Source organism: Bradyrhizobium sp. SZCCHNS3016, assembly GCF_032484535.1.
In the GTDB taxonomy this organism is placed as follows: Bacteria; Pseudomonadota; Alphaproteobacteria; order Rhizobiales; family Xanthobacteraceae; genus Bradyrhizobium.
The window spans coordinates 134,395-153,644 of the sequence record NZ_JAUETE010000004.1; the positions used below are offsets into that span (position 1 = coordinate 134,395).

15 protein-coding genes are annotated in these 19,250 nt (G+C 65.4%); 6 read left to right on the forward strand and 9 right to left on the reverse strand.

The window, feature by feature from the left end; genetic code table 11:
• Positions 1-67 precede the first annotated feature (67 nt).
• The 3 genes from QW881_RS10525 (at position 68) to QW881_RS10535 (ending at position 5,063) form a co-directional block, all read left to right on the forward strand.
• Positions 68-2,863, forward strand: a complete 2,796-nt coding sequence (locus tag QW881_RS10525) for a [protein-PII] uridylyltransferase (RefSeq protein ID WP_315756854.1) — start codon at positions 68-70, stop codon at positions 2,861-2,863.
• Positions 2,864-2,956: 93 nt separating this feature from the next.
• Entirely contained in the window at positions 2,957-3,322 is a 366-nt protein-coding gene (locus tag QW881_RS10530) for a DUF1304 domain-containing protein (protein ID WP_315756853.1), read from the forward strand.
• Positions 3,323-3,836: 514 nt separating this feature from the next.
• Positions 3,837-5,063, forward strand: a complete 1,227-nt coding sequence (locus tag QW881_RS10535) for an ABC transporter substrate-binding protein (protein ID WP_315756852.1) — start codon at positions 3,837-3,839, stop codon at positions 5,061-5,063.
• Between the two features lie 256 nt (positions 5,064-5,319).
• Here QW881_RS10535 and QW881_RS10540 read toward each other — a convergent pair whose 3' ends face one another.
• From QW881_RS10540 to QW881_RS10555, 4 genes are all read right to left on the reverse strand, one after another.
• A complete protein-coding gene (locus tag QW881_RS10540; protein WP_315756851.1) occupies positions 5,320-5,937 on the reverse strand; it encodes an ATP-dependent Clp protease proteolytic subunit in 618 nt (205 codons plus the stop codon).
• A 43-nt stretch (positions 5,938-5,980) separates the two neighbouring features.
• Entirely contained in the window at positions 5,981-6,340 is a 360-nt protein-coding gene (locus QW881_RS10545; protein ID WP_315756850.1) for a polyketide cyclase, read from the reverse strand.
• Positions 6,337-6,651 carry a metalloregulator ArsR/SmtB family transcription factor gene (locus QW881_RS10550; RefSeq protein WP_315756849.1) on the reverse strand — a complete coding sequence of 105 codons (315 nt, stop codon included), beginning with the start codon at positions 6,649-6,651 and terminating at the stop codon, positions 6,337-6,339. Before QW881_RS10550 ends, QW881_RS10545 begins: the two co-directional genes overlap by 4 nt.
• Positions 6,652-6,939: 288 nt before the next feature.
• Positions 6,940-7,368: a DUF1330 domain-containing protein gene (locus QW881_RS10555; protein ID WP_315756848.1), complete on the reverse strand. Its 429-nt coding sequence runs from the start codon at positions 7,366-7,368 to the stop codon at positions 6,940-6,942.
• Positions 7,369-7,523: 155 nt separating this feature from the next.
• Between QW881_RS10555 and QW881_RS10560 the strand changes: the two genes are divergently transcribed.
• Positions 7,524-9,734 carry a penicillin-binding protein 1A gene (locus QW881_RS10560; RefSeq protein ID WP_315756847.1) on the forward strand — a complete coding sequence of 737 codons (2,211 nt, stop codon included), beginning with the start codon at positions 7,524-7,526 and terminating at the stop codon, positions 9,732-9,734.
• A gap of 231 nt (positions 9,735-9,965) precedes the next feature.
• On the opposite strand, the gene QW881_RS10565 is transcribed toward QW881_RS10560, so the two are convergent.
• The 5 genes from QW881_RS10565 to QW881_RS10585 all read right to left on the reverse strand — a co-directional run bounded on the left by QW881_RS10565 (position 9,966) and on the right by QW881_RS10585 (position 17,067).
• A complete protein-coding gene (locus QW881_RS10565; RefSeq protein WP_315756846.1) occupies positions 9,966-12,647 on the reverse strand; it encodes an EAL domain-containing protein in 2,682 nt (893 codons plus the stop codon).
• 318 nt (positions 12,648-12,965) lie between these two features.
• Positions 12,966-13,805, reverse strand: coding sequence for a SprT family zinc-dependent metalloprotease (locus tag QW881_RS10570; protein WP_315756845.1), 840 nt, complete (start codon positions 13,803-13,805; stop codon positions 12,966-12,968).
• Between the two features lie 208 nt (positions 13,806-14,013).
• A complete protein-coding gene (locus QW881_RS10575) occupies positions 14,014-15,342 on the reverse strand; it encodes a polyhydroxyalkanoate depolymerase (RefSeq protein ID WP_315735335.1) in 1,329 nt (442 codons plus the stop codon).
• Between the two features lie 124 nt (positions 15,343-15,466).
• The gene (locus QW881_RS10580) at positions 15,467-16,279 is read right to left on the reverse strand and encodes an ABC transporter permease (RefSeq protein WP_315735337.1); all 813 of its coding nucleotides are present in this window, start codon (positions 16,277-16,279) and stop codon (positions 15,467-15,469) included.
• Positions 16,276-17,067, reverse strand: a complete 792-nt coding sequence (locus tag QW881_RS10585) for an ABC transporter ATP-binding protein (RefSeq protein ID WP_315756844.1) — start codon at positions 17,065-17,067, stop codon at positions 16,276-16,278. The genes QW881_RS10580 and QW881_RS10585 overlap by 4 nt, the downstream gene beginning before the upstream one ends.
• Before the next feature lie 97 nt (positions 17,068-17,164).
• On the opposite strand from QW881_RS10585, the gene QW881_RS10590 reads away from it, so the two are divergent.
• Together QW881_RS10590 and QW881_RS10595 are read left to right on the forward strand one after the other, a co-directional pair.
• Entirely contained in the window at positions 17,165-18,520 is a 1,356-nt protein-coding gene (locus QW881_RS10590) for an ActS/PrrB/RegB family redox-sensitive histidine kinase (RefSeq protein ID WP_315756843.1), read from the forward strand.
• 174 nt (positions 18,521-18,694) lie between these two features.
• Positions 18,695-19,249, forward strand: coding sequence for an ActR/PrrA/RegA family redox response regulator transcription factor (locus QW881_RS10595; protein WP_315715137.1), 555 nt, complete (start codon positions 18,695-18,697; stop codon positions 19,247-19,249).
• Position 19,250 lies beyond the last annotated feature (1 nt).

Consider the following 19,250-nt stretch of genomic DNA (forward strand, 5'->3'; position numbering starts at 1 on the left):
CATGGATCGATTGTTGCATTGGAAGTTTCGTGACAGCACAGGCCTTGTTCGATATCCGGTTGCATCCATGGACAGCGTCGCCCCCCATTCCCACCCTGATAGCCTTTCCGATTTCGACAGCGCCGGCATCGCGGCTGCGGTCGACGCGTTGGCCGCGCAGCATTCGGGACGCGAGGACATGTTCCGCGCCGCCGTGGTGCAATTCCTCAAGGCCGAGCTGGTCAAGGCGCGCGCGGCGGCCCAGGCGCAACTGTTGAAGGACCGCCACGGCCGGCGCTGCGCCGAGCAGCTCTGCTTCGTGCAGGACGAGATCATTCGCATCCTCTACGCCGCCGCCACCCAGCACCTCTATCGCTCGCAGGTGCCGAGCGGCGCCGAGCGCATGGCGGTGGTCGCCACCGGCGGCTATGGCCGTGGCCTGATGGCGCCGGAGTCCGACATCGATCTCCTGTTCATCCTGCCCTACAAGCAGACCGCCTGGGGCGAGCAGGTCGCCGAAGCCATTCTGTACTCGCTGTGGGACATGGGACTGAAGGTCGGCCACGCGACCCGCTCGGTCGACGAGTCGATCCGCCAGGCGCGCGGCGACATGACCATCCGCACCGCCATCCTGGAGACGCGTTATCTCGCGGGCGACCGGCCGCTCTATGACGAGCTGGTCGCGCGCTTCGACAGCGAGGTGGTGCAGGGCACCGCAGCCGAGTTCGTGGCCGCCAAGCTCGCCGAGCGCGAGGAGCGGCACCGCCGCGGCGGCCAATCGCGCTATCTGGTCGAGCCCAACGTCAAAGACGGCAAGGGCGGCCTGCGCGACCTGCACACGCTGTTCTGGATCGCCAAATACGTCTATCGCGTGCGCGAGACCGCTGAATTGGTCGAGCGCGGCGTGTTCGACGCGCATGAATACCGCACCTTCCGGCGCTGCGCCGATTTCCTGTGGTCGGTGCGCTGCAACCTGCATTTCGTCAGCGGGCGTCCGGAAGAACGGCTGTCATTCGACCTGCAGCGCGAGATCGCGGTGCGGCTGGGCTACACCAGCCATCCCGGCATGCAGGATGTCGAGCGCTTCATGAAGCACTACTTCCTGGTCGCCAAGGAGGTCGGCAATCTCACCGCCATCCTGTGCGCCAAGCTCGAGGACCAGCAGGCCAAGCCGGCGCCGGTGCTGAGCCGGATGATCTCGCGCCTGACCACCGGCTCGACCTGGCGGCGCGTGCCGGAGAGTGACGACTTCATCGTCGACAACAACCGCATCAACCTCGCCGCGCCCGACGTCTTCAAGCACGATCCGGTCAATCTGATCCGCATCTTCCGGCTGGCGCAGAAGAACAACCTCGCCTTCCATCCCGACGCGATGCGCGCCGTCACGCGCTCCTTGAACCTGATCGACACCGAGCTGCGCGACGATCCCGAGGCCAACCGGCTGTTCATGGAGATCCTGACCTCCAACGATGCCGAGGTCGTGCTGCGGCGGATGAACGAGACCGGCGTGCTCGGCCACTTCATCCGCGCCTTCGGCCGCATCGTGTCGATGATGCAGTTCAACATGTATCATCATTACACGGTCGACGAGCACCTGATCCGCTGCATCGGCTTTCTGCAGGAGATCGAGCGCGGCGGCATCGACGAGTTCACCCTGGCCTCCGACCTGATGCGCAAGATCCGGCCCGAGCACCGCGCCGTCATCTACATCACCGTGCTGCTGCATGACGTCGCCAAGGGACGGCCCGAGGACCATTCCGTCGCCGGCGCCAAGATCGCGCGCCGGCTGTGCCCGCGGCTGGGCTTCAACAATGCCGACACGGAGCTGGTCGCCTGGCTGATCGAGGAGCATCTGACGATGTCGACGGTGGCGCAGTCGCGCGACCTGTCGGACCGCAAGACGATCGAGAATTTCGCCGCCGTGGTGCAGTCCGTCGAGCAGATGAAGCTGCTGACGATCCTGACCACCGCCGACATCCGCGGCGTCGGCCCCGGCGTCTGGAACGGCTGGAAGGCGCAACTGCTGCGCACACTCTACTACGAGACCGAGCCGGTGCTGACCGGCGGCTTCTCCGAGGTCAACCGCGCCAAGCGCATCACCGCGGCGCAGGCCGAATTCCGTAACGCCTTTACCGATTGGCCGGAGGACGAGCTCAACACCTATATCGGCCGGCATTATCCGGCCTACTGGCTCAAGGTCGAGCTGCCGCGCAAGATCCGCCATGCCCGCTTCGTGCGATCGAGCGAAGATGCCGGCCACAAGCTCGCGATCAATGTCGGCTTCGATCCGGCGCGCGGCGTGACCGAGCTGACGATCTTCGCGATGGACCATCCGTGGCTGCTGTCGATCATCGCCGGCGCCTGCGCCTCCGCCGGGGCGAACATCGTCGATGCCCAGATCTACACCACGACCGACGGCCGCGCGCTCGATACCATTGCGATCTCCCGCGAATATGAGCGCGACGAGGACGAAGGCCGCCGCGCGACGCGGATCGGCGAGACCATCGAGCAGGTGCTGGAGGGCAAGCTGCGGCTGCCGGACGCCGTGGCGCGGCGGACGACGCGGGGCAAGCAGCACAAGGCGTTCTCGGTCGAGCCGGAAGTGACCATCAACAATCAATGGTCGGAGCTCTACACCGTCATCGAGGTCTCCGGCCTCGACCGCCCCGGCCTGCTGTACGAGCTGACGACGGCGATCTCGAAGCTGAATCTCAACATCGCCTCGGCCCATGTCGCCACCTTCGGCGAACGCGCCCGCGACGTGTTCTACGTGACCGATCTGCTGGGCGCGCAGATCAGCGCACCGACCCGGCAGGCGGCGATCAAGAGCGCGCTGCTGCATTTGTTGGCGAACGACGACGCGGCCGCCCAACCGGCGGCATGAGAGACCATTGCGCGGCATTGAGCCGATCGGAGCCGATTTGAACGAGGGGGCCGGCACCACCGCCGGTCCCGGCAGGCTTGGGGGAGCCGAACCATGGCATTGATTGCAAACATCGTCGTCGGACTGATCGGCCTGCTTCACGTCTACATTCTCGTGCTCGAGATGTTTCTCTGGACCAAGCCGGCCGGCTTGAGGGCGTTCAACAACACGCCGGAGCGCGCGGAGCAGACCAAGGTGCTCGGCGCCAACCAGGGCCTCTACAACGGCTTCCTCGCCGCCGGCCTGTTCTGGGGCCTCGCGCAGCCGGCGCCGGCGTTCGCTTTTCAGATCAAAGTGTTCTTCCTGCTCTGCGTGCTCGTCGCGGGCCTCTATGGCGCCGCCACCGCGAGCCGGAAGATCCTGTTCATCCAGAGTGTGCCGGCGGCAGTCGGCCTGGTGCTTGTCTGGCTGGCGGCTTGATCAGCACCGAGTCCGCGGCCGTCCTTCGAGACGCCTGCGGACGATGTCGGTGCCCATGAGGACGTCATTCCGGGACATTCGCGCGCAAAATGGCGAAGCCGTTTTGAAGCAGCGACCACAGATGTCGTCCCGGGCAAGCACGGCGGCGCAACGCGCCGGCGTGCGCCGACCCGGGACCCATACTCCCGGGCGACGTTCGAGGCAGGATCGCAACTCCGAGTCTTCGCCACAGGGCGGTCTGTGGTTATGGATCCCGGCTCTGCGCCCTGACGTCGCTGCGCGACGCCAGGGCTTGGCCGGGACGACACTGAATGTCAGGGGGCAGCTTGGCTCGCAATGGTGCGAAGTCACGATCATCGAGCTTGCATCCTAAGCCCTCGCCCCGCGGAACCGCCGCAGTCCCGGTGGCGGCTCGCCTTGCGTCCGCCAAGCCGTTCCTCCACACTGCCTGTAGCGATGGCGCCCGTCCGGGCAGACCAGCCGCACAACAACATTCAGGAGGAATGCAGACCCCATGCGACAGGGATATTTCCGCCTTGCAGGCGCGGCCGCTTTGGCCGTCACCCTCTCCGTCACGTCAGCCTCGGCCCAGAAGAAGTATGATCCCGGCGCCTCCGACACCGAGATCAAGATCGGCCAGACGGTGCCGTTCTCGGGTCCCGCCTCGGCCTATGCCTCGATCGGCAAGACCCAGGCCGCCTACTTCAACATGATCAACGAGCAGGGCGGCATCAATGGCCGCAAGATCAAGCTGATCCAGTATGACGACGCCTATTCGCCGCCCAAGGCGGTCGAGCAGGTCCGCAAGCTGGTCGAGGACGACGAGGTGCTGCTGACCTTCCAGATCATCGGAACGCCGTCGAACGCTGCGGTCCAGAAATACCTCAACGCGAAGAAGGTGCCGCAGCTGTTCGCCGCGACAGGCGCGACCAAGTTCACCGACCCCAAGAACTTCCCTTGGACCATGGGATACAATCCCAACTACTTCACTGAGGGCCGCATCTACGGCCAGTACATTCTGAAGGAGCATCCCAACGCCAAGATCGGCGTGCTCTATCAGAACGATGATCTCGGCAAGGACTATCTGAACGGGATCAAGGCCGGCCTGGGTGACAAGGCATCGACCATGATCGTCGCCGATGCCTCCTACGAGGTGTCCGATCCGACCATCGACTCGCAGATCCTCAAGATCAAGGCGGCCGGCGCCGACCTGCTGTTCTCCGCCGCGACGCCGAAGCAGGCCGCTCAGGCCATCAAGAAGCTGCATGAGCTCGACTGGCACCCCGTCCACATCGTCGATATCAATGCCACCTCTGTCGGCGCAGTGATGCAACCGGCCGGCCTCGAAGCCTCCAAGGGCGTGATCTCGGTCAATTACGGCAAGGACCCGCTCGATCCGACCTGGAAGGACGATCCGGGCATGAAGCGCTATCTGGATTTCATGGCCAAGTATTATCCGGACGGCGACAAGAACTCCAATTTCAACGTCTATGGCTACGGGAACGCACAGCTCCTGGTGACGGTGCTGCAGATGTGCGGCGACAACCTGACGCGCGAGAACGTCATGAAGCAGGCGGCGTCGCTGAAGGACGTCGTCGGCGACCTGTCCCTGCCGGGCATGAAGATCAACACCTCGCCGACCGACTATCGCGTCAACAAGCAACTACAGATGATGAAGTTCAACGGCGAGCGCTGGGAGCTGTTCGGCCCGATCCTGGAGGACAAGGGCGCGGCGGGCTAGCTGCACTCGACGTCGTTCCAGGGCGTCGCGACAGCGACGAGCCCGGACCCTCGAGATTCAGGGTTCGATGCTGCGCATCGCCCCGAATGACGCGGTCAACATCGATGGGACGGGGCTGCGGGATAGCGCGGCCCCGTTCTGCATTGCGGCACGGGTTGCGCCCGTTCGCCGCTGCGTGCGCTCGCCGACGGCCGTTCGACCGCATCGCGGGTGACGACGGATATTGCGGTGGGATCCGCCGTCGCGTCGAGGAGTATCAGTCGTCGATGACCTCACCCTGGTCTCGTTGCTTGACGACCCGGTCGATCAAGCCCCACTGCAAGGCTTCGTCCGCGGTCATGAAGTGATCGCGATCCAGGGTGCGCTCGACGTCCTCATAGCTGCGCCCGCAATGCTCGGCGTAGAGCCTGATCATGCGGTGCTTGGTCTGCTCCATCTCCTTGGCGTGAATCAGGATGTCGGACGCCTGGCCCTGAAAGCCACCGAGCGGCTGATGCACGTGAAGGCTTGCATTGGGCAGCGCCGTCCGCTCGCCGGGCTCTCCCGCCATCAGAAGAAACGAGCCCATCGACCGCGCCGTTCCCATGCACAGCGTGTGCACCGGTGCTTTGACGAATTGCATCGTGTCATACATCGCGAGGCCGCTGGTGATCACGCCGCCGGGTGAATTGATGTAGAGATGGATCGGCCGCTTTGGGTTTTCCGCCTCGAGAAACAGCAGTTGCGCGCAGACCAGGGCGGACACCGTGTCGTTGACCTCGCCGTTCAGGAAGACGATCCGCTCACGGAGCAGCCGCGAATAGATGTCGAAGGATCGTTCGCCCCGACTGGACTGCTCGATGACCATAGGGACGAGTTGCATCGTGTCGCGCATGCGCGAGCTCCCGGTTTCAGTGGGTTGTTAGTGAACTAGAGCGTCAAGCCGCGCGCATCAGGCTGCGCCAGTTGCTGTTCGCCGCCGGCGGCGTCCGCCGCATCAGCTTCGTGACGACCAGTCCGTGAATGATTCTCAGCCTGGTCCCGCCTGCGGCATTGGGCATGACCTGGAACGTCACGATGCTCTCAAGATACGGCGGTTCGTCGTCGCGCATTCGGTAGCGAACTTCTTCGCCGGGCGTCGAGGAGATCGGGGCGGCATCGGCCAATTCTCCTGAAGGCAGCCAGTTCTCGCGCAGCGCGGGAATGCTGATCGCCCGCCACACCTTCTCCGGCGGAGCGTCGAGCTCGTAGTCGAGCACCAGATCGTCGCTCTGCCGGTCAGCCTTGATATCGGTCATTGGTCCATGTCCTTCAGCACGGCCTTCAACGCATCGACCCGCGACGGCCAGTAGGCGCGGTACCTCGCCAGCCAGCGCGCGATCTGCGCTAGGCCCTCCGGATCGACCTCATAGTTGACGAAGCGACCCTGCCGTTCTTCCCTCACCAATCCCGCGCTTCTGAGAACCGCGAGGTGCTGGGACATCGCCGGCTGGCTGATCGTCAGACCCTCGCGAAGCGCGCTGGCATTCATGCTGCCGTTCGCCAGCTTCTCGAAGATCGCGTATCGCGTCGGATCAGCCAGGGCCCTGAAGATGTCACTCTCGATCATGCCAACACATAAGCATAAACTTATGTGTCGTGCAAGCGGCAACGGAGGCTGAGAACGCGGATGTCTTCGAGCAGAGCGACGCGCCTGGGCGCTTCTGGATCAGGACTCGCTCTCACTCAGCCCACTGCCGCGCTCCCTCCCCCCTTGTGGGGGAGGGTTGGGGAGGGGGGTAGCCACGGAGACGGTCGCCCGGAGCGCCCCCCTCCCTAGCCCTCCCCCACAAGGAGGGAGGGAACGTACCTTTTGCTTGGCGACTGCGGACTACCAATCTTGCGGGTGTAGTCAGACTTACCCCGCCGGCACCTCACCAAAATTCTTGCCCACCGGCAGCACGGCGTGGCGGATCAGGCGCGAGTCTTCGACCGCAGCCTGGCGGTGCTTCACTGCCTCGCGATAGACGGGATCGCGGATCATCTCGACGAAGGCTTGCACGCTCGGATATTCGGCGATGAAGCAGTGATCCCAGTATTCCTCCTGCGGACCGATCAGCATCAGCTCGAAACGACCCTGCCAGACGACGCGGCCGCCGAGGCGCTCGAACACCGGGCCGCTCTCGCGGCCATAGGCGGCATAGGCTTGCGCGCCGCTGACCTTGCGTCCATCGGGATAGGCCGCCTCCTTGCGCAGCCGCACCAGGTTCAGCATGTGGATCGGACCCGGGCGGTCGTTCTCCCGGAACTGCGCGAACACCTCCTTGGTGGGATCGATATGGCCCATGAATTCCCTCGCCTGATTGTTGTTGACCTTCGCTTAACCATAACGCGGCGTTAGCGGCGCGAAACTCCTAATCGCGCGTTAAGCTCTTCCTAACTGCCCCTTAAACTCCGGACATTACCGTGGTCGGACGGCGGGGTCGCGGGCTCGGGTTGCGTATGGCGCGGGGACGGAAACAGAGCGGCGGACGCAAGGAGCCGCGATTCGGTCTTGCGGCCGCGATGGCCGATCTGCGCCTCGACCCCAAGGATCGCATCCCCTCCGGCAACAACGCGCCCAAGAAGTCCGCTGCGAAGAAAAGGCCGGTCGAGCCCGACGACGAGGACGATGTGCCGGCGCGCGAGCCGAAGACCTCAACGCCGAAACCAAAGCCGAGCCGCGGCAGGTCGCGCTGGGGATTGTCGATCGGGCGCATGTTCTACTGGGCGCTGGTCTGCGGCCTGTGGGGCGTGATCGCGCTGGTCGGCGTCGTGATCTGGGCCGGCGCGCATCTGCCGCCGATCCAGTCGCTGGAGATCCCGAAGCGGCCGCCGACGATCGAGATCGTGGGCTATGACGGCACCATGCTGGCGCAGCGCGGCGAGATGGCCGGCGCCAATGTCGCGCTGAAGGATCTGCCGCCCTATCTGCCGAAGGCCTTCATCGCCATCGAGGACCGCCGCTTCTACCAGCATTTCGGCATCGACCCGATCGGCATCGCCCGCGCTGTCGTCGCCAACATCCTGCATCGCGGCGTATCGCAGGGCGGCTCGACCCTGACGCAGCAGCTCGCCAAGAACCTGTTCCTGACCCAGGAGCGCACGCTGGCGCGCAAGCTGCAGGAGGCCGAGCTGGCGCTGTGGCTGGAGCGCAAATATTCCAAGCGCGAGATCCTCGAGCTCTATCTGAACCGGGTCTATTTCGGCTCCGGCGCCTATGGCGTCGAGGCGGCGGCGCAACGCTATTTCGGCAAGTCCGCGCGGCAGGTGACGATCGGCGAGGCCGCGATGCTCGCAGGTCTCGTCAAGTCGCCGTCGCGGCTGGCGCCGAACCGCAACCCGGAGGGCGCGGCCAAGCGCGCGCAGACCGTGCTTGCGGCGATGGCCGAGGCCAAGTTCATCACCGACGCCCAGGCGCAGGCCCAGATCGCCCATCCTTCCGTCGCGGTGAAGCCGGCCGGCGCCGGCACCGTGAACTACGTCGCCGACTGGATCGGCGAGGTGCTCGACGACCTCGTCGGCCAGGTCGAGGAGTCGATCGTCGTGGAGACCACGATCGATCCGAAGCTGCAATCCGTCGCCGAGGCCGCCATCATCGACGAGCTCGCGGCCAAGAGCGTGAAATTCAACGTCAGCCAGGGCGCGCTGGTGGCGATGACGCCGGATGGGGCCGTGCGTGCGATGGTCGGCGGCCGCAACTACGCGGACAGCCAGTTCAACCGCGCCGTGACCGCCAAGCGCCAGCCCGGCTCGGCGTTCAAGCCGTTCGTCTATCTCACCGCCATCGAGCAGGGCCTGACGCCGGACACGGTGCGGCAGGACGCGCCGCTCGACCTGAAGGGCTGGAAGCCGGAGAACTACACCCGCGAATATTTCGGCCCGGTGACGCTGACCCAGGCGCTGGCGATGTCGCTCAACACGGTCGCGGTGCGCGTCGGCCTCGAGGTCGGGCCGAAGAACGTGGTGCGGACCGCGCATCGGCTCGGCATCGCCTCCAAGCTCGATCCCAACCCGTCGATCGCGCTCGGCACCTCCGAGGTGTCGATGATCGAGCTGGTCGGCGCCTACGCGCCGTTCTCCAATGGCGGGGTCAGCGTCTCGCCGCATGTGGTGACGCGGATCAGGACGCTCGACGGCAAGCTGCTCTACATGCGCCAGGCCGAGCAGCCGGTGCAGGTGATCGAGCCGCGCAACGCGGCGATGATGAACCAGATGATGCAGGAGACGCTGATCTCCGGCACCGCGAAGAAGGCGGAGATCCCGGGCTGGATCGCCGCCGGCAAGACCGGCACCAGCCAGGATTTCCGCGACGCCTGGTTCATCGGCTACACCGCGCGCCTCGTCACCGGCGTCTGGCTCGGCAATGACGACAACTCGCCGACCAGGAAGGCGACCGGCGGCGGCCTACCCGTCGAGGTCTGGACCCGCTTCATGCGCGCGGCGCATCAGGGCGTGCCGGTGGCGGCGCTGCCGAACGCGCAGGGCTCCGGCCTTGTGCCGACGCTGGCGCAGATCGCCTCGCAGATTTCAGCACCGTCGGCCCCCGCGCCCAATGCAGCCTACTCGGCGCGCTCGGCGGCGCCGAGCCCGAGCCGCAGCAATGTTCGTCCGGAGCCCGCGGCCGGACTCGACGGCTGGCTGGTGGACCGGTTGTTCGGCGGCCGGCGCTGATCTGATTGCACCACGACCACCGTCATTCCGGGGCAAGGCCGCAGGCCTTGAACCCGGAATCTCGATGTTGTCTGGCATTCGTTTTCAACAGGCTCGGGATTCCGGCTTCAACCGCCAACGCGCGGATGCGCGTTGACGATTGCCCCGGAATGACGACGGAAGCGCAAATGCGCTGCGTGTTGCGACGCAACGAGCGATGCTCGTCAGGGGAAGACAGTGAGTCCGGCCTGATCAGCCCGCGGCGGCCGCAGCGGGCCGCGATGACGGCTCGCTTTTCGCAGCACCCTCGCCTTTCGCATCACCGGAGGCCTGCGCCAGCGCGCGTCCGACGAGTCGCAGCATCAGGCTCGCGCGATGGGCGCTGTAGTCCAGCAGCCAGCGGCTGAAGGCGCTGGCGGCCATCGGCCGCGCGAAAAGGAAGCCCTGCATCGCATCGCAGCCGAGTTCGGCCAGTAGCTTGCGCTGCGGCTCCGTCTCGACACCTTCGGCGACCACGGCCACGTCGAGGCTCTGGCCGACGCGCACGACCGCGGTCACGATCGCCCGCGTGCCGCTGTCGTTCTCGAAATCGCGCATGAAGCTGCGATCGATCTTCAGCTCGTCGATCGGTAGCTGCGCCAGCCTGCTGAGGCTCGAATAGCCGGTGCCGAAATCGTCCAGCGACAGGCCGACGCCCATGTTGCGCAGCTCGTTCATGGTCGCGATCACGGTGGCGCGCTCGTTGAGGATCACGCCCTCGGTGATCTCCAGCATCAGCATCTTCGCCGGCAGATCGTTGGCGGCCAGGATCTGCGCCACCATCGCCGCCAGATTGACGTTCTGGAAGTTGATCGGCGACAGGTTCACCGAGATGCAGGGAATGTCGAGACCGGCACGCCGCCACGACGCCATCTGCTGGCAGGCCAGCTTGATCGACCACACGCCGATCTGCTCGATCAGGCCGCATTCCTCGGCAAGCGGAATGAACTTGGCGGGCGAGACCTCGCCGAGCACCGGATCGTGCCAGCGCGCCAGCGCTTCCACGCCGTGGATCGCGCCGTCGCGGGTGCGGATCTGCGGCTGATAGTGCAACGTCAGGGCCTCGCTGGCGATCGCCTCGCGCAGCGCGGTCGAATGCATCAGCCGTTCTTCGGCGAGCTTGTCGATGTCGGCGCTGAAGAAGCGGTAGGTCGCCCGGCCGCCGCGCTTGGCCTTGTACATCGCCGCGTCGGCCTGCTTGATCAGGGTCTCGATGTCCTTGGCATTATCAGGATAGAGGCTGAGCCCCATGCTCGCCGACATCGGCACCTGGCGCTTGCCGATCGTCAGCGGCATCGCCAGCGCGGCGGTGATGCGCGCCGCCGCGAGCGAGGCTTCCAGGGCATCGCGGTTCTGCAGCACGATCACGAACTCGTCGCCGCCGAGCCGGCCCAGCATATCGCCGTTGCGGATCTGCGCGCGCAGGCGGTTGGCGAAGCCGACCAGGAACTCGTCACCGGCGGCATGGCCCAGCGTGTCGTTGACGTCCTTGAAATTGTCGGCGTCGAGGAAGGCCACGGCGACGTGTCCGCCGTCCGGACACGCCTTGATGGCTTCGGCGATCAGCGACGGGATGCGGGCCCGGTTCGGCAGGCCCGTCAGCATGTCGTGATAGGCGACCTGTGAGATCGTCGAGCGGACCTCCTGGCGCTCGATGGCGAGCGCACCGAGCTGGACGCAGGCGGCGACGATCTGCTCGTGCCAGGGACTGGGGCCGCGGCATTCCCGGAAGTAGAAGGCAAACGTGCCGATGACGCGGCCATCCTTGCCCTTGATGGGCGACGACCAGCAGGCACGCAGGCCGGCGGCGAGCGGGCCGGCCTTGTAGGGTTGCCAACGCGGATCATTATCGATGTCGTGCGACAGCACCGGCTCGCAGAGATAGGCGGCGGTGCCGCAGGAGCCGACGTCCGGACCTATCGCGACGCCGTCGAGGCTGGCCGAATAAGCGGGCGGCAGGCTGGGGCCGCCGAGCGGATGTACGTGCCCATCGGAATCGACGTGCAGGATCGAGCAGACGGCGTCCGGAGCGAGCTCTTCGACCCGGCGGCACAGCTGATCGGCGATGGTCGTGATCGAAACGTCGGACGCCAGCGACGCCATGATCAACTGCTGCAGCGAGCGCAGTTGCTTGGTCTCCCGGATGTCCGTGAGCAGCCCGAACAGATATCTGACCTTGCCCCGCTTGGTCCGATGCGCCTTGACATAGGCGGTCGTCCAGATCTCGCGGCCGTCCTTGTCGTAGACCAGCACGTCCTCTTCGATGCCACGGTCGTCCTCGAGGCATTGTCTCAGCCGGTCGACGATGGCGGGATCGGTGCAGGGGCCGATCAGCAGCTCCTCGGCGCGGCGCCCGATCGCCTGTTCAGGCGTGTAGCCGAACAGGCTGGCAAAGGCGGCGTTGGTGTAGAGGACGTTGAGATCGCGATCGGTGACGATGACGGCCCGGTTGGTCCGGTCGGCGACCGACGTCAGCAGCGCATTGCGCTCGCGCATGTCGACTTCGGTGGTCACGTCACGAATGAACAGCAGCGAACGGACCGGCTCATCCTCCCGGCCCGGCGGGAGCGCGCACAGCGACAGGCGGAGGCGGGTCCGCCCGCCGTCGGCATGGCGCATCGTCGTTTCGCGGGCGTCGGACTGGTCCGCCTCCTGCGGCGCGTCCGTCGTCTCGTCGCAGGGGGGCGCCGGGATCAGATCCGCGGGCAGGCCCAGGCTTTCGAGGTCGGCGCCGACCAGAGCGGCCGGCTCACGCCGCAGCAGCACCGACGCCGCCTGGTTGGCGTGCTGGACATGGCCCTGCGCGTCGAGAAACAGGATCGCCTCGGGGGCACCGTCGAGCGCGGCCGAGAGCAATTGTGTGGATGCGGCCGGTTGGAACTCGCTTGCAGGCATCGTTCGATTCGAGGCGCGCCGCTCGTTTCGAGAGAAACGATCCGCGCTTTGGTTGCAGCGAACGACCCGGCAGCTCGCTGGGACGTCACCTTGGGGTTGATCGCGGTAAATCTGGCGAGCGCAGCGTTACGGCCGCGTTAAGGCGCCGCCGAATTGAGCAATATCCTCCGACTGCAGGCGAGAAGGCTTAAGAATTCGATAGTCCGCACGCGGGTTCTGAGTTCATCGATGCAGATTGGAACCCGACAAAGAAATGGCCCGGACCAGAAGGCCGGGCCATTGGGACTCGCATCGTCGAGATGCTCTATCGTCGAGACTTCAATCGTCGACGCCATAGCGATGCAGGTCGTTGCCGCAGGTGTCGAGCCACTTCTTGGCGCGCTCGACCGAGGAGCAGATCCTGCCACACACCTTCCAGAACCGCGGCGAGTGGTTCATCTCGATCAGATGAGCGACCTCGTGCGCGGCGAGATAATCGAGCACGAAGGGCGGCGCCAGGATCAGGCGCCACGAGAACGACAGCGAGCCGGCCGAGGTGCATGAGCCCCAGCGGCTCGACTGGTCGCGGATCGACAGCCGCTTGACCTTGACGCCGAGCTGCTCGGCATAGGCATCGGCGGCCTTCTGCAGGTCACGGCGCGCCTCGCGCTTCAGGAAGTCGAGCACCCGGCGTTCGGTGTGCTCGATCCCGCCGGCCACGCACAGGATCTTCTCGCCACTGTCTCGCGTCTCGGTCCACACCGTGCCGCGCTCGCCCGCGCGATGCACGATCTTGTGCGGCACGCCGCGCAGCGGCACCAAAGTGCCCGGCAGGAACGGCGCCGCCTTCGGCAGACGGCCAAGACGCGCCGCGATCCACGCGCCATGACGCTGCGCGAAGTCTTTCGCTTCGATGATCGTGCCGCGCGGAGGCATCGTGAGGATCGCTTCGCGATCCGACGGATGAATTCTCAGGGTATAACGTCGCGCACGACGGTGACGCCGCAATCTAATCGAGTAGATTTGCGAGCCATGCTTGACGAGAAGACGCGAAGGTTCGGCGGGCCGCCGATAAAGTAGCGCGCGAGTGGCCATTTCTGTCAGTCCGGGAGGGAAGAACTCGCCCGGATTTTGCCATATCCACCGCCAGGGAAAGCGCTCGGCGCAAAAACAAATCATTTGCCCAACATACAGGGGTTCGGAAGGTTCCGCACCCTAGCGGTTGGGCCTCGCGCGCCCCCGAAAACATGAATTCAGATTCAAAAGCATCGCTCAAGGAGCGACGCCACATTCACTGCTTGAGTCACTCCTGAGTTCCGGTTTCTACCGTCCCTTCAAAGGGTTACCCCGCATCCGGATTCGGATGCGCGGTGACCATCATCTTCACTCATTCAGCCGCAATGGCGAGCAGCGACTTCGGATCGGCTGCCGACAGCATGAAATCGTTGATGCGCGGCACGATCTCCGACTTGAATCGCGAGCCGTTGAACACGCCGTAATGACCGACACCCGGTTGCACGTAGTGAACCCGGCGGTGATCCGGGATCGACGAGCAGAGTCCGTGCGTCGCTTCGGTCTGACCGAGACCGGAGATGTCGTCCTTCTCACCTTCGACTGTCATCAAGGCCACGCGCGTGACCTTCGACGGATCAACCAGCGTGCCGCGATGGGTCATCTCGCCCTTCGGCAGCGCATGTTTGACGAACACGGTCTCCACCGTCTGCAAATAATATTCCGCAGCCAGGTCCATGACCGCGAGATACTCGTCGTAGAAGTCGCGGTGCTTGTCGACCTGGTCACCGTCACCCTTCACGAGGTTGGCGAACAGCGCCTTATGGGCGTCGACATGGCGGTCGAGGTTCATGCTGATGAAGCCGTTCAGCTGCAGGAAGCCCGGATAGACGTCGCGCATGACGCCTGGATGCGGGAACGGCACCTTGGTGATGACGTGGTTGCGGAACCAGTCGATGCCGCGCTCCTGAGCGAGATTGTTCACGCCGGTCGGGTTGCGCCTGGTGTCGATCGGGCCGCCCATCAGGGTCATCGAGATCGGTGCGAACGGATCGCGCTCGGCCTCCATGACAGACACCGCCGCCAGCACCGGCACCGCCGGCTGGCACACCGCCATGACGTGCATGTTGGTGCCGAGGAAGCGCAGCATCTCGATGACATAGTCGATGTAGTCGTCGAGATCGAAGCGGCCTTCGGCCAGCGGGACCATCCGCGCGTCAGACCAGTCGGTGATGTAGACCTCGTGGGTCGGCAGGAACGCTTCCACCGTGCCGCGCAACAGGGTCGCGTAATGGCCGGACATCGGCGCCACGATCAGCAGCCGGGGCTGGGGGCTGCGCAGCGGGCGGGTCAGCTTGCGGTCGAAATAGAGCAGCCGGCAGAACGGCTTTTCCCAGATCGAGCGGACCTCGACGGGGGTCCGGATGCCGTTGACCTCGGTCTCGTCGAGGCCCCATTCGGGCTTGCCGTAGCGGCGCGTGGTGCGCTCGAACAGCTCGCAGGCCGCCGCGACCGATTTGCCCATCTGGGTGTGGGCCCAGGGATTGAGCGGGTTCTGAAACAGGATCTTGGTAGCGTCGGTGACAGCGCGCGCCGGATTGAGCGAGGCGTGCGCCATTTCGTACATCCAGTACATCGGCGTCGTCAGGACCGGACTGCCTTCCGACGCCAGGGGCGGTGCACCGCCAAACTCACCTATCGGCATTCTCGTTCAACCTCTCTGCAATGCAGCATACTGCCGAATGCGCAATTAAGCGTCAATGCGGTGTTGTACGTGTCAATGCCGCAAAGCGACGAAATGAGCCCGGAAATCCACGGGAAAAGCGCAATTATTCCCCTGCCGCCAGCAACGAGCCGGCGCGGCGCGCGCTACGCAAAAGGGCAATGAATGCCGCAAACGACGCCAGCAGCAGGGCGGCATTGAGCCCAAGCGCGGTCAGCATCAGGTCCGATCGGAAGACGTGATCGGCCAGCAGCGCGCGCATGCCCTCGAACACATAGGTCGGCGGCAGGGACCAGGCGACCAGTTGCAGCCAATGCGGCAGCACCTGAACGGGATAGTACACGCAGGCGAGCGGCATCAGCGCGAACATCAGCGTCCAGACGATGCTCTCGGCGCCGAGCCCGTTGCGCAGCACCAGCCCCGACACGAAGATGCCGACCGCCCAGGAGGTGAAGATCAGGTTGCAGAAGAAGGCGATCAGCGGCAGGCCGAGGCTGTAGAGGTTGAAGTCGAAGAACCAGACCGCGATCAGGGTCATCGGGATGATGCCGATGGCCAACCGGATCAGGCTCATCGTCATTAGCGCCAGCAGGAATTCGATCGGCGTCAGCGGACTCATCATCAGGTTGCCGATGTTGCGCGCCCACATCTCCTCGAGGAAGGAGATCGAGAACCCGAGCTGTCCGCGGAACAGGATGTCCCACAGGATCACCGCGCCGATCAGGGTGCCGCCGGCCCGGGCGAAGAAGCCGGCATTGGCGGTGATGTAGGTCTGCAGGAAGCCCCAGGTGATGATCTGCAGGGTCGGCCAGTACATCAGCTCCAGCAGCCGCGGCCAGGACGACAGCAGCAGATACCAGTAGCGCAGGATCATCGCGCCGATGCGATGGGGGGCGATGCGGAGCGAAAGATCGTTCATTGCGCGGCCTCCCGGTCGCGGCCGCGGGCGACGTCGAGGAATACGTCCTCGAGCGTCGAGCGGTTGTAGCGCGCCATGATCTGCGCCGGGCTGTCGTCGTCCTCGATGCGGCCGCGCTTCATGATGATGACGCGGTCGCACAGACGCTCGACCTCCAGCATGTTGTGCGAGGCGAGCAGCACGGTGGCGCCGCGGCGCTTGCGGTAGCTGTCGAGATGGCCACGCACCCAATCGGCGGTGTCAGGATCGAGCGAGGCGGTCGGCTCGTCCAAGAGCAGCAGCTCGGGATCATTGATCAGCGCCTTGGCCAGCGCGACGCGCGTCTTCTGCCCGGCGGAGAGCTTGCCATTGGCACGATCGATGAAGTCGGTCAGGTCGAGCTGGGCGGCGAGCTCCGCGATCCGCTCCTTGAGGTGGTCCACCGCATAGAGCCGGCCGAAGATGGTGAGGTTCTGCCGCACCGTGAGGCGCATCGGCATGTCGACATAGGGGCTCTCGAAATTCATCCGCCCCAGCACGGCAGCAGCCTCGTCCGGCATCCTGTGGCCGAGCACGGCGACCTCGCCCGAGGTCGGCTGCACCAGCCCCATGATCATCGCAATCGTCGTGGTCTTGCCGGCACCGTTGCCGCCGAGCAGTCCGGTGATGCTGCCCCGGCGGATCGCAAAGGAGATGCCGTCGACAGCGGTCGTCGTCTTGTAGACCTTGGTCAGCCGCGACACGGCAATCGCGGGCGAAACCGAGCTGGAATCGGATGAGAGGGTCGGCACTGCGTCATCTTGCGTCATGGGAGGGGTTCATTGAGGCATTGTGCCGCAAACCGCAACAGGCCACCAACGGCCGGCCAGATTTGTCGCCGCGCCTGCGCGGCATTAGGTTCCCGTCATGACCGACGACGCCCTGATCATCGACACGCCCGACACCGACTATCGCCATCCGCGCCAGCGCGTCCGGCTCGACACCATCCTGCGGCTGCGCTGGCTGGCGGCGCTCGGTCAGTTGAGCGCGATCTTCATCGTGGTGCAGGGGCTGGAGTTCGACCTGCCGGTGGTGCCCTGTCTCGCGGTGATCAGCATCTCGGCGCTGCTCAATCTCGGCCTGCAGATCGCCTTCAACCCGATGCAGTTGTTGGAGCCGGCCCACGCCGGAGGCCTGCTCGCGCTCAACATCGTCGAGCTGACGGTGCTGCTCTATCTCACGGGCGGGCTGGAGAATCCGTTTTCCTACATGTTCCTGGCGCCGGTGCTGATCTCGGCGACCGCCCTCCCCGTCCGCCTGACGATCATGCTCGGCCTGCTCGCCGTGGCCTGCGCAACCGCCTTGTTCTTCATGCACCTGCCGCTGCCGTGGGAAGGCGAGGAGCCGTTGATCTTCCCGCCGATCTATCTGTTCGGCGTGTGGCTCTCGATCGCGCTCGCGATCGGCGTCACCAGCCTCTATGCGTTCCAGGTGACCGAGGAGGCGCGCAAGCTGTCGGACGCGCTGGCGGCGACCGAGCTGGTGCTGGCGCGCGAGCAGCACCTCACCCAGCTCGACGGCCTCGCGGCGGCCGCCGCGCACGAGCTCGGCACCCCGCTCGCGACCATCGTGCTGATCTCGCGCGAGTTGGAGCACGCCCTGCAGGACAACAGCCAGGTCACCTCCGACATCAAGACCCTGCGCGAGCAGGCGCAGCGCTGCCGCGACATTCTCGGCAAGATCACCCAGCTGTCCTCGATCGGGTCGATGTACGACCGGATGAAGCTGTCGACCTTGATCGAGGAGACGGTGGCCCCGCATCGCGACTTCGGCGTCGACATCAAGGTGCGCGTCGCCGTGGCCGCGGCCAAGGAGCCGGTCGGCTCGCGCAACCCGGCGATCCTCTATGGCGTCGGCAACATCCTGGAGAATGCCGTCGACTTCGCGCGCAACGCCGTCGAGGTGAACGCCTGGTGGAACAATGAGACGGTCGAGATCGTGGTGTCCGACGACGGCCCCGGCTTCGCGCCTGATATCCTGAAGCGGATCGGCGAGCCCTATCTGTCGCGACGGCCCACCGCCGAGGACGGCCCGGGAGGTAACCAGGGCGGCGGCCTCGGGCTCGGCGTGTTCATCGCCCGCACGCTGCTGGAGCGGACCGGGGCCAAGGTCTCGTTCAGCAATCGCACCTTCCCCGACCATGGCGCCGTAGTCCAGATCGTGTGGCCGCGACGGCGCTTCGAGGCCAGCGAGGACGACGATGGCGAGGCGGAGCCGGAATGAAGCCTCGGCGGCAGCCGCCGCCGGCGTGGTCCTGGCATACAGCACACCCGCCCCGCGCGGCGTCACGCCGCACACTGCGGCAACCCGCGATCTTGGCAGCGGCCGGTCGGCAGACCATATGAGGATGGACCAGACGTCTCGCAACCATCGAGCCTTCTTCTCAAGGATATGACCGTGGGCGCCATCGCCGAACTGACGAACCACCCGGACCGCTCTCTCCTCATCGTGGAGGACGACAAGCCGTTCCTGGAGCGCCTGTCGCGCGCCATGGAGACCCGCGGCTTCACGGTCACCTCCTGCGAAAGCGTCGCCGAAGGTATTTCACAGATCGGCAAGGCAGCGCCGGCCTTCGCCGTGGTCGACCTCCGGCTGGGCGACGGCAACGGCCTCGACGTGGTGTCGGCACTGAAGCGCAAGCGCCCCGAGGCCCGCGCCATCGTGCTGACCGGATACGGCAACATCGCCACCGCCGTGACGGCGGTGAAGATGGGCGCCGTCGACTATCTCGCCAAGCCCGCGGATGCCGACGACGTCGTTGCAGCACTGCTGTCGACCACCAGCGAAAAGTCCGAGCTGCCGCAGAATCCGATGTCGGCCGACCGTGTCCGCTGGGAGCACATCCAGCGTATCTATGAGATGTGCAACCGCAACGTCTCGGAAACGGCCCGCCGGCTCAACATGCACCGCCGCACCCTGCAGCGCATCCTCGCCAAGCGCGCGCCGAAGTAGG

Coding starts and splice junctions, on each gene's coding strand:
- QW881_RS10525 (WP_315756854.1), top strand. CDS start 68: ATGGACAGCGTCGCCCCCCATTCCCACCCTGATAGCCTTTCCGATTTC.
- QW881_RS10530 (WP_315756853.1), top strand. CDS start 2,957: ATGGCATTGATTGCAAACATCGTCGTCGGACTGATCGGCCTGCTTCAC.
- QW881_RS10535 (WP_315756852.1), top strand. CDS start 3,837: ATGCGACAGGGATATTTCCGCCTTGCAGGCGCGGCCGCTTTGGCCGTC.
- QW881_RS10540 (WP_315756851.1), bottom strand. CDS start 5,937: ATGCGCGACACGATGCAACTCGTCCCTATGGTCATCGAGCAGTCCAGT.
- QW881_RS10545 (WP_315756850.1), bottom strand. CDS start 6,340: ATGACCGATATCAAGGCTGACCGGCAGAGCGACGATCTGGTGCTCGAC.
- QW881_RS10550 (WP_315756849.1), bottom strand. CDS start 6,651: ATGATCGAGAGTGACATCTTCAGGGCCCTGGCTGATCCGACGCGATAC.
- QW881_RS10555 (WP_315756848.1), bottom strand. CDS start 7,368: ATGGGCCATATCGATCCCACCAAGGAGGTGTTCGCGCAGTTCCGGGAG.
- QW881_RS10560 (WP_315756847.1), top strand. CDS start 7,524: ATGGCGCGGGGACGGAAACAGAGCGGCGGACGCAAGGAGCCGCGATTC.
- QW881_RS10565 (WP_315756846.1), bottom strand. CDS start 12,647: ATGCCTGCAAGCGAGTTCCAACCGGCCGCATCCACACAATTGCTCTCG.
- QW881_RS10570 (WP_315756845.1), bottom strand. CDS start 13,805: ATGATTTGTTTTTGCGCCGAGCGCTTTCCCTGGCGGTGGATATGGCAA.
- QW881_RS10575 (WP_315735335.1), bottom strand. CDS start 15,342: ATGCCGATAGGTGAGTTTGGCGGTGCACCGCCCCTGGCGTCGGAAGGC.
- QW881_RS10580 (WP_315735337.1), bottom strand. CDS start 16,279: ATGAACGATCTTTCGCTCCGCATCGCCCCCCATCGCATCGGCGCGATG.
- QW881_RS10585 (WP_315756844.1), bottom strand. CDS start 17,067: ATGACGCAAGATGACGCAGTGCCGACCCTCTCATCCGATTCCAGCTCG.
- QW881_RS10590 (WP_315756843.1), top strand. CDS start 17,165: ATGACCGACGACGCCCTGATCATCGACACGCCCGACACCGACTATCGC.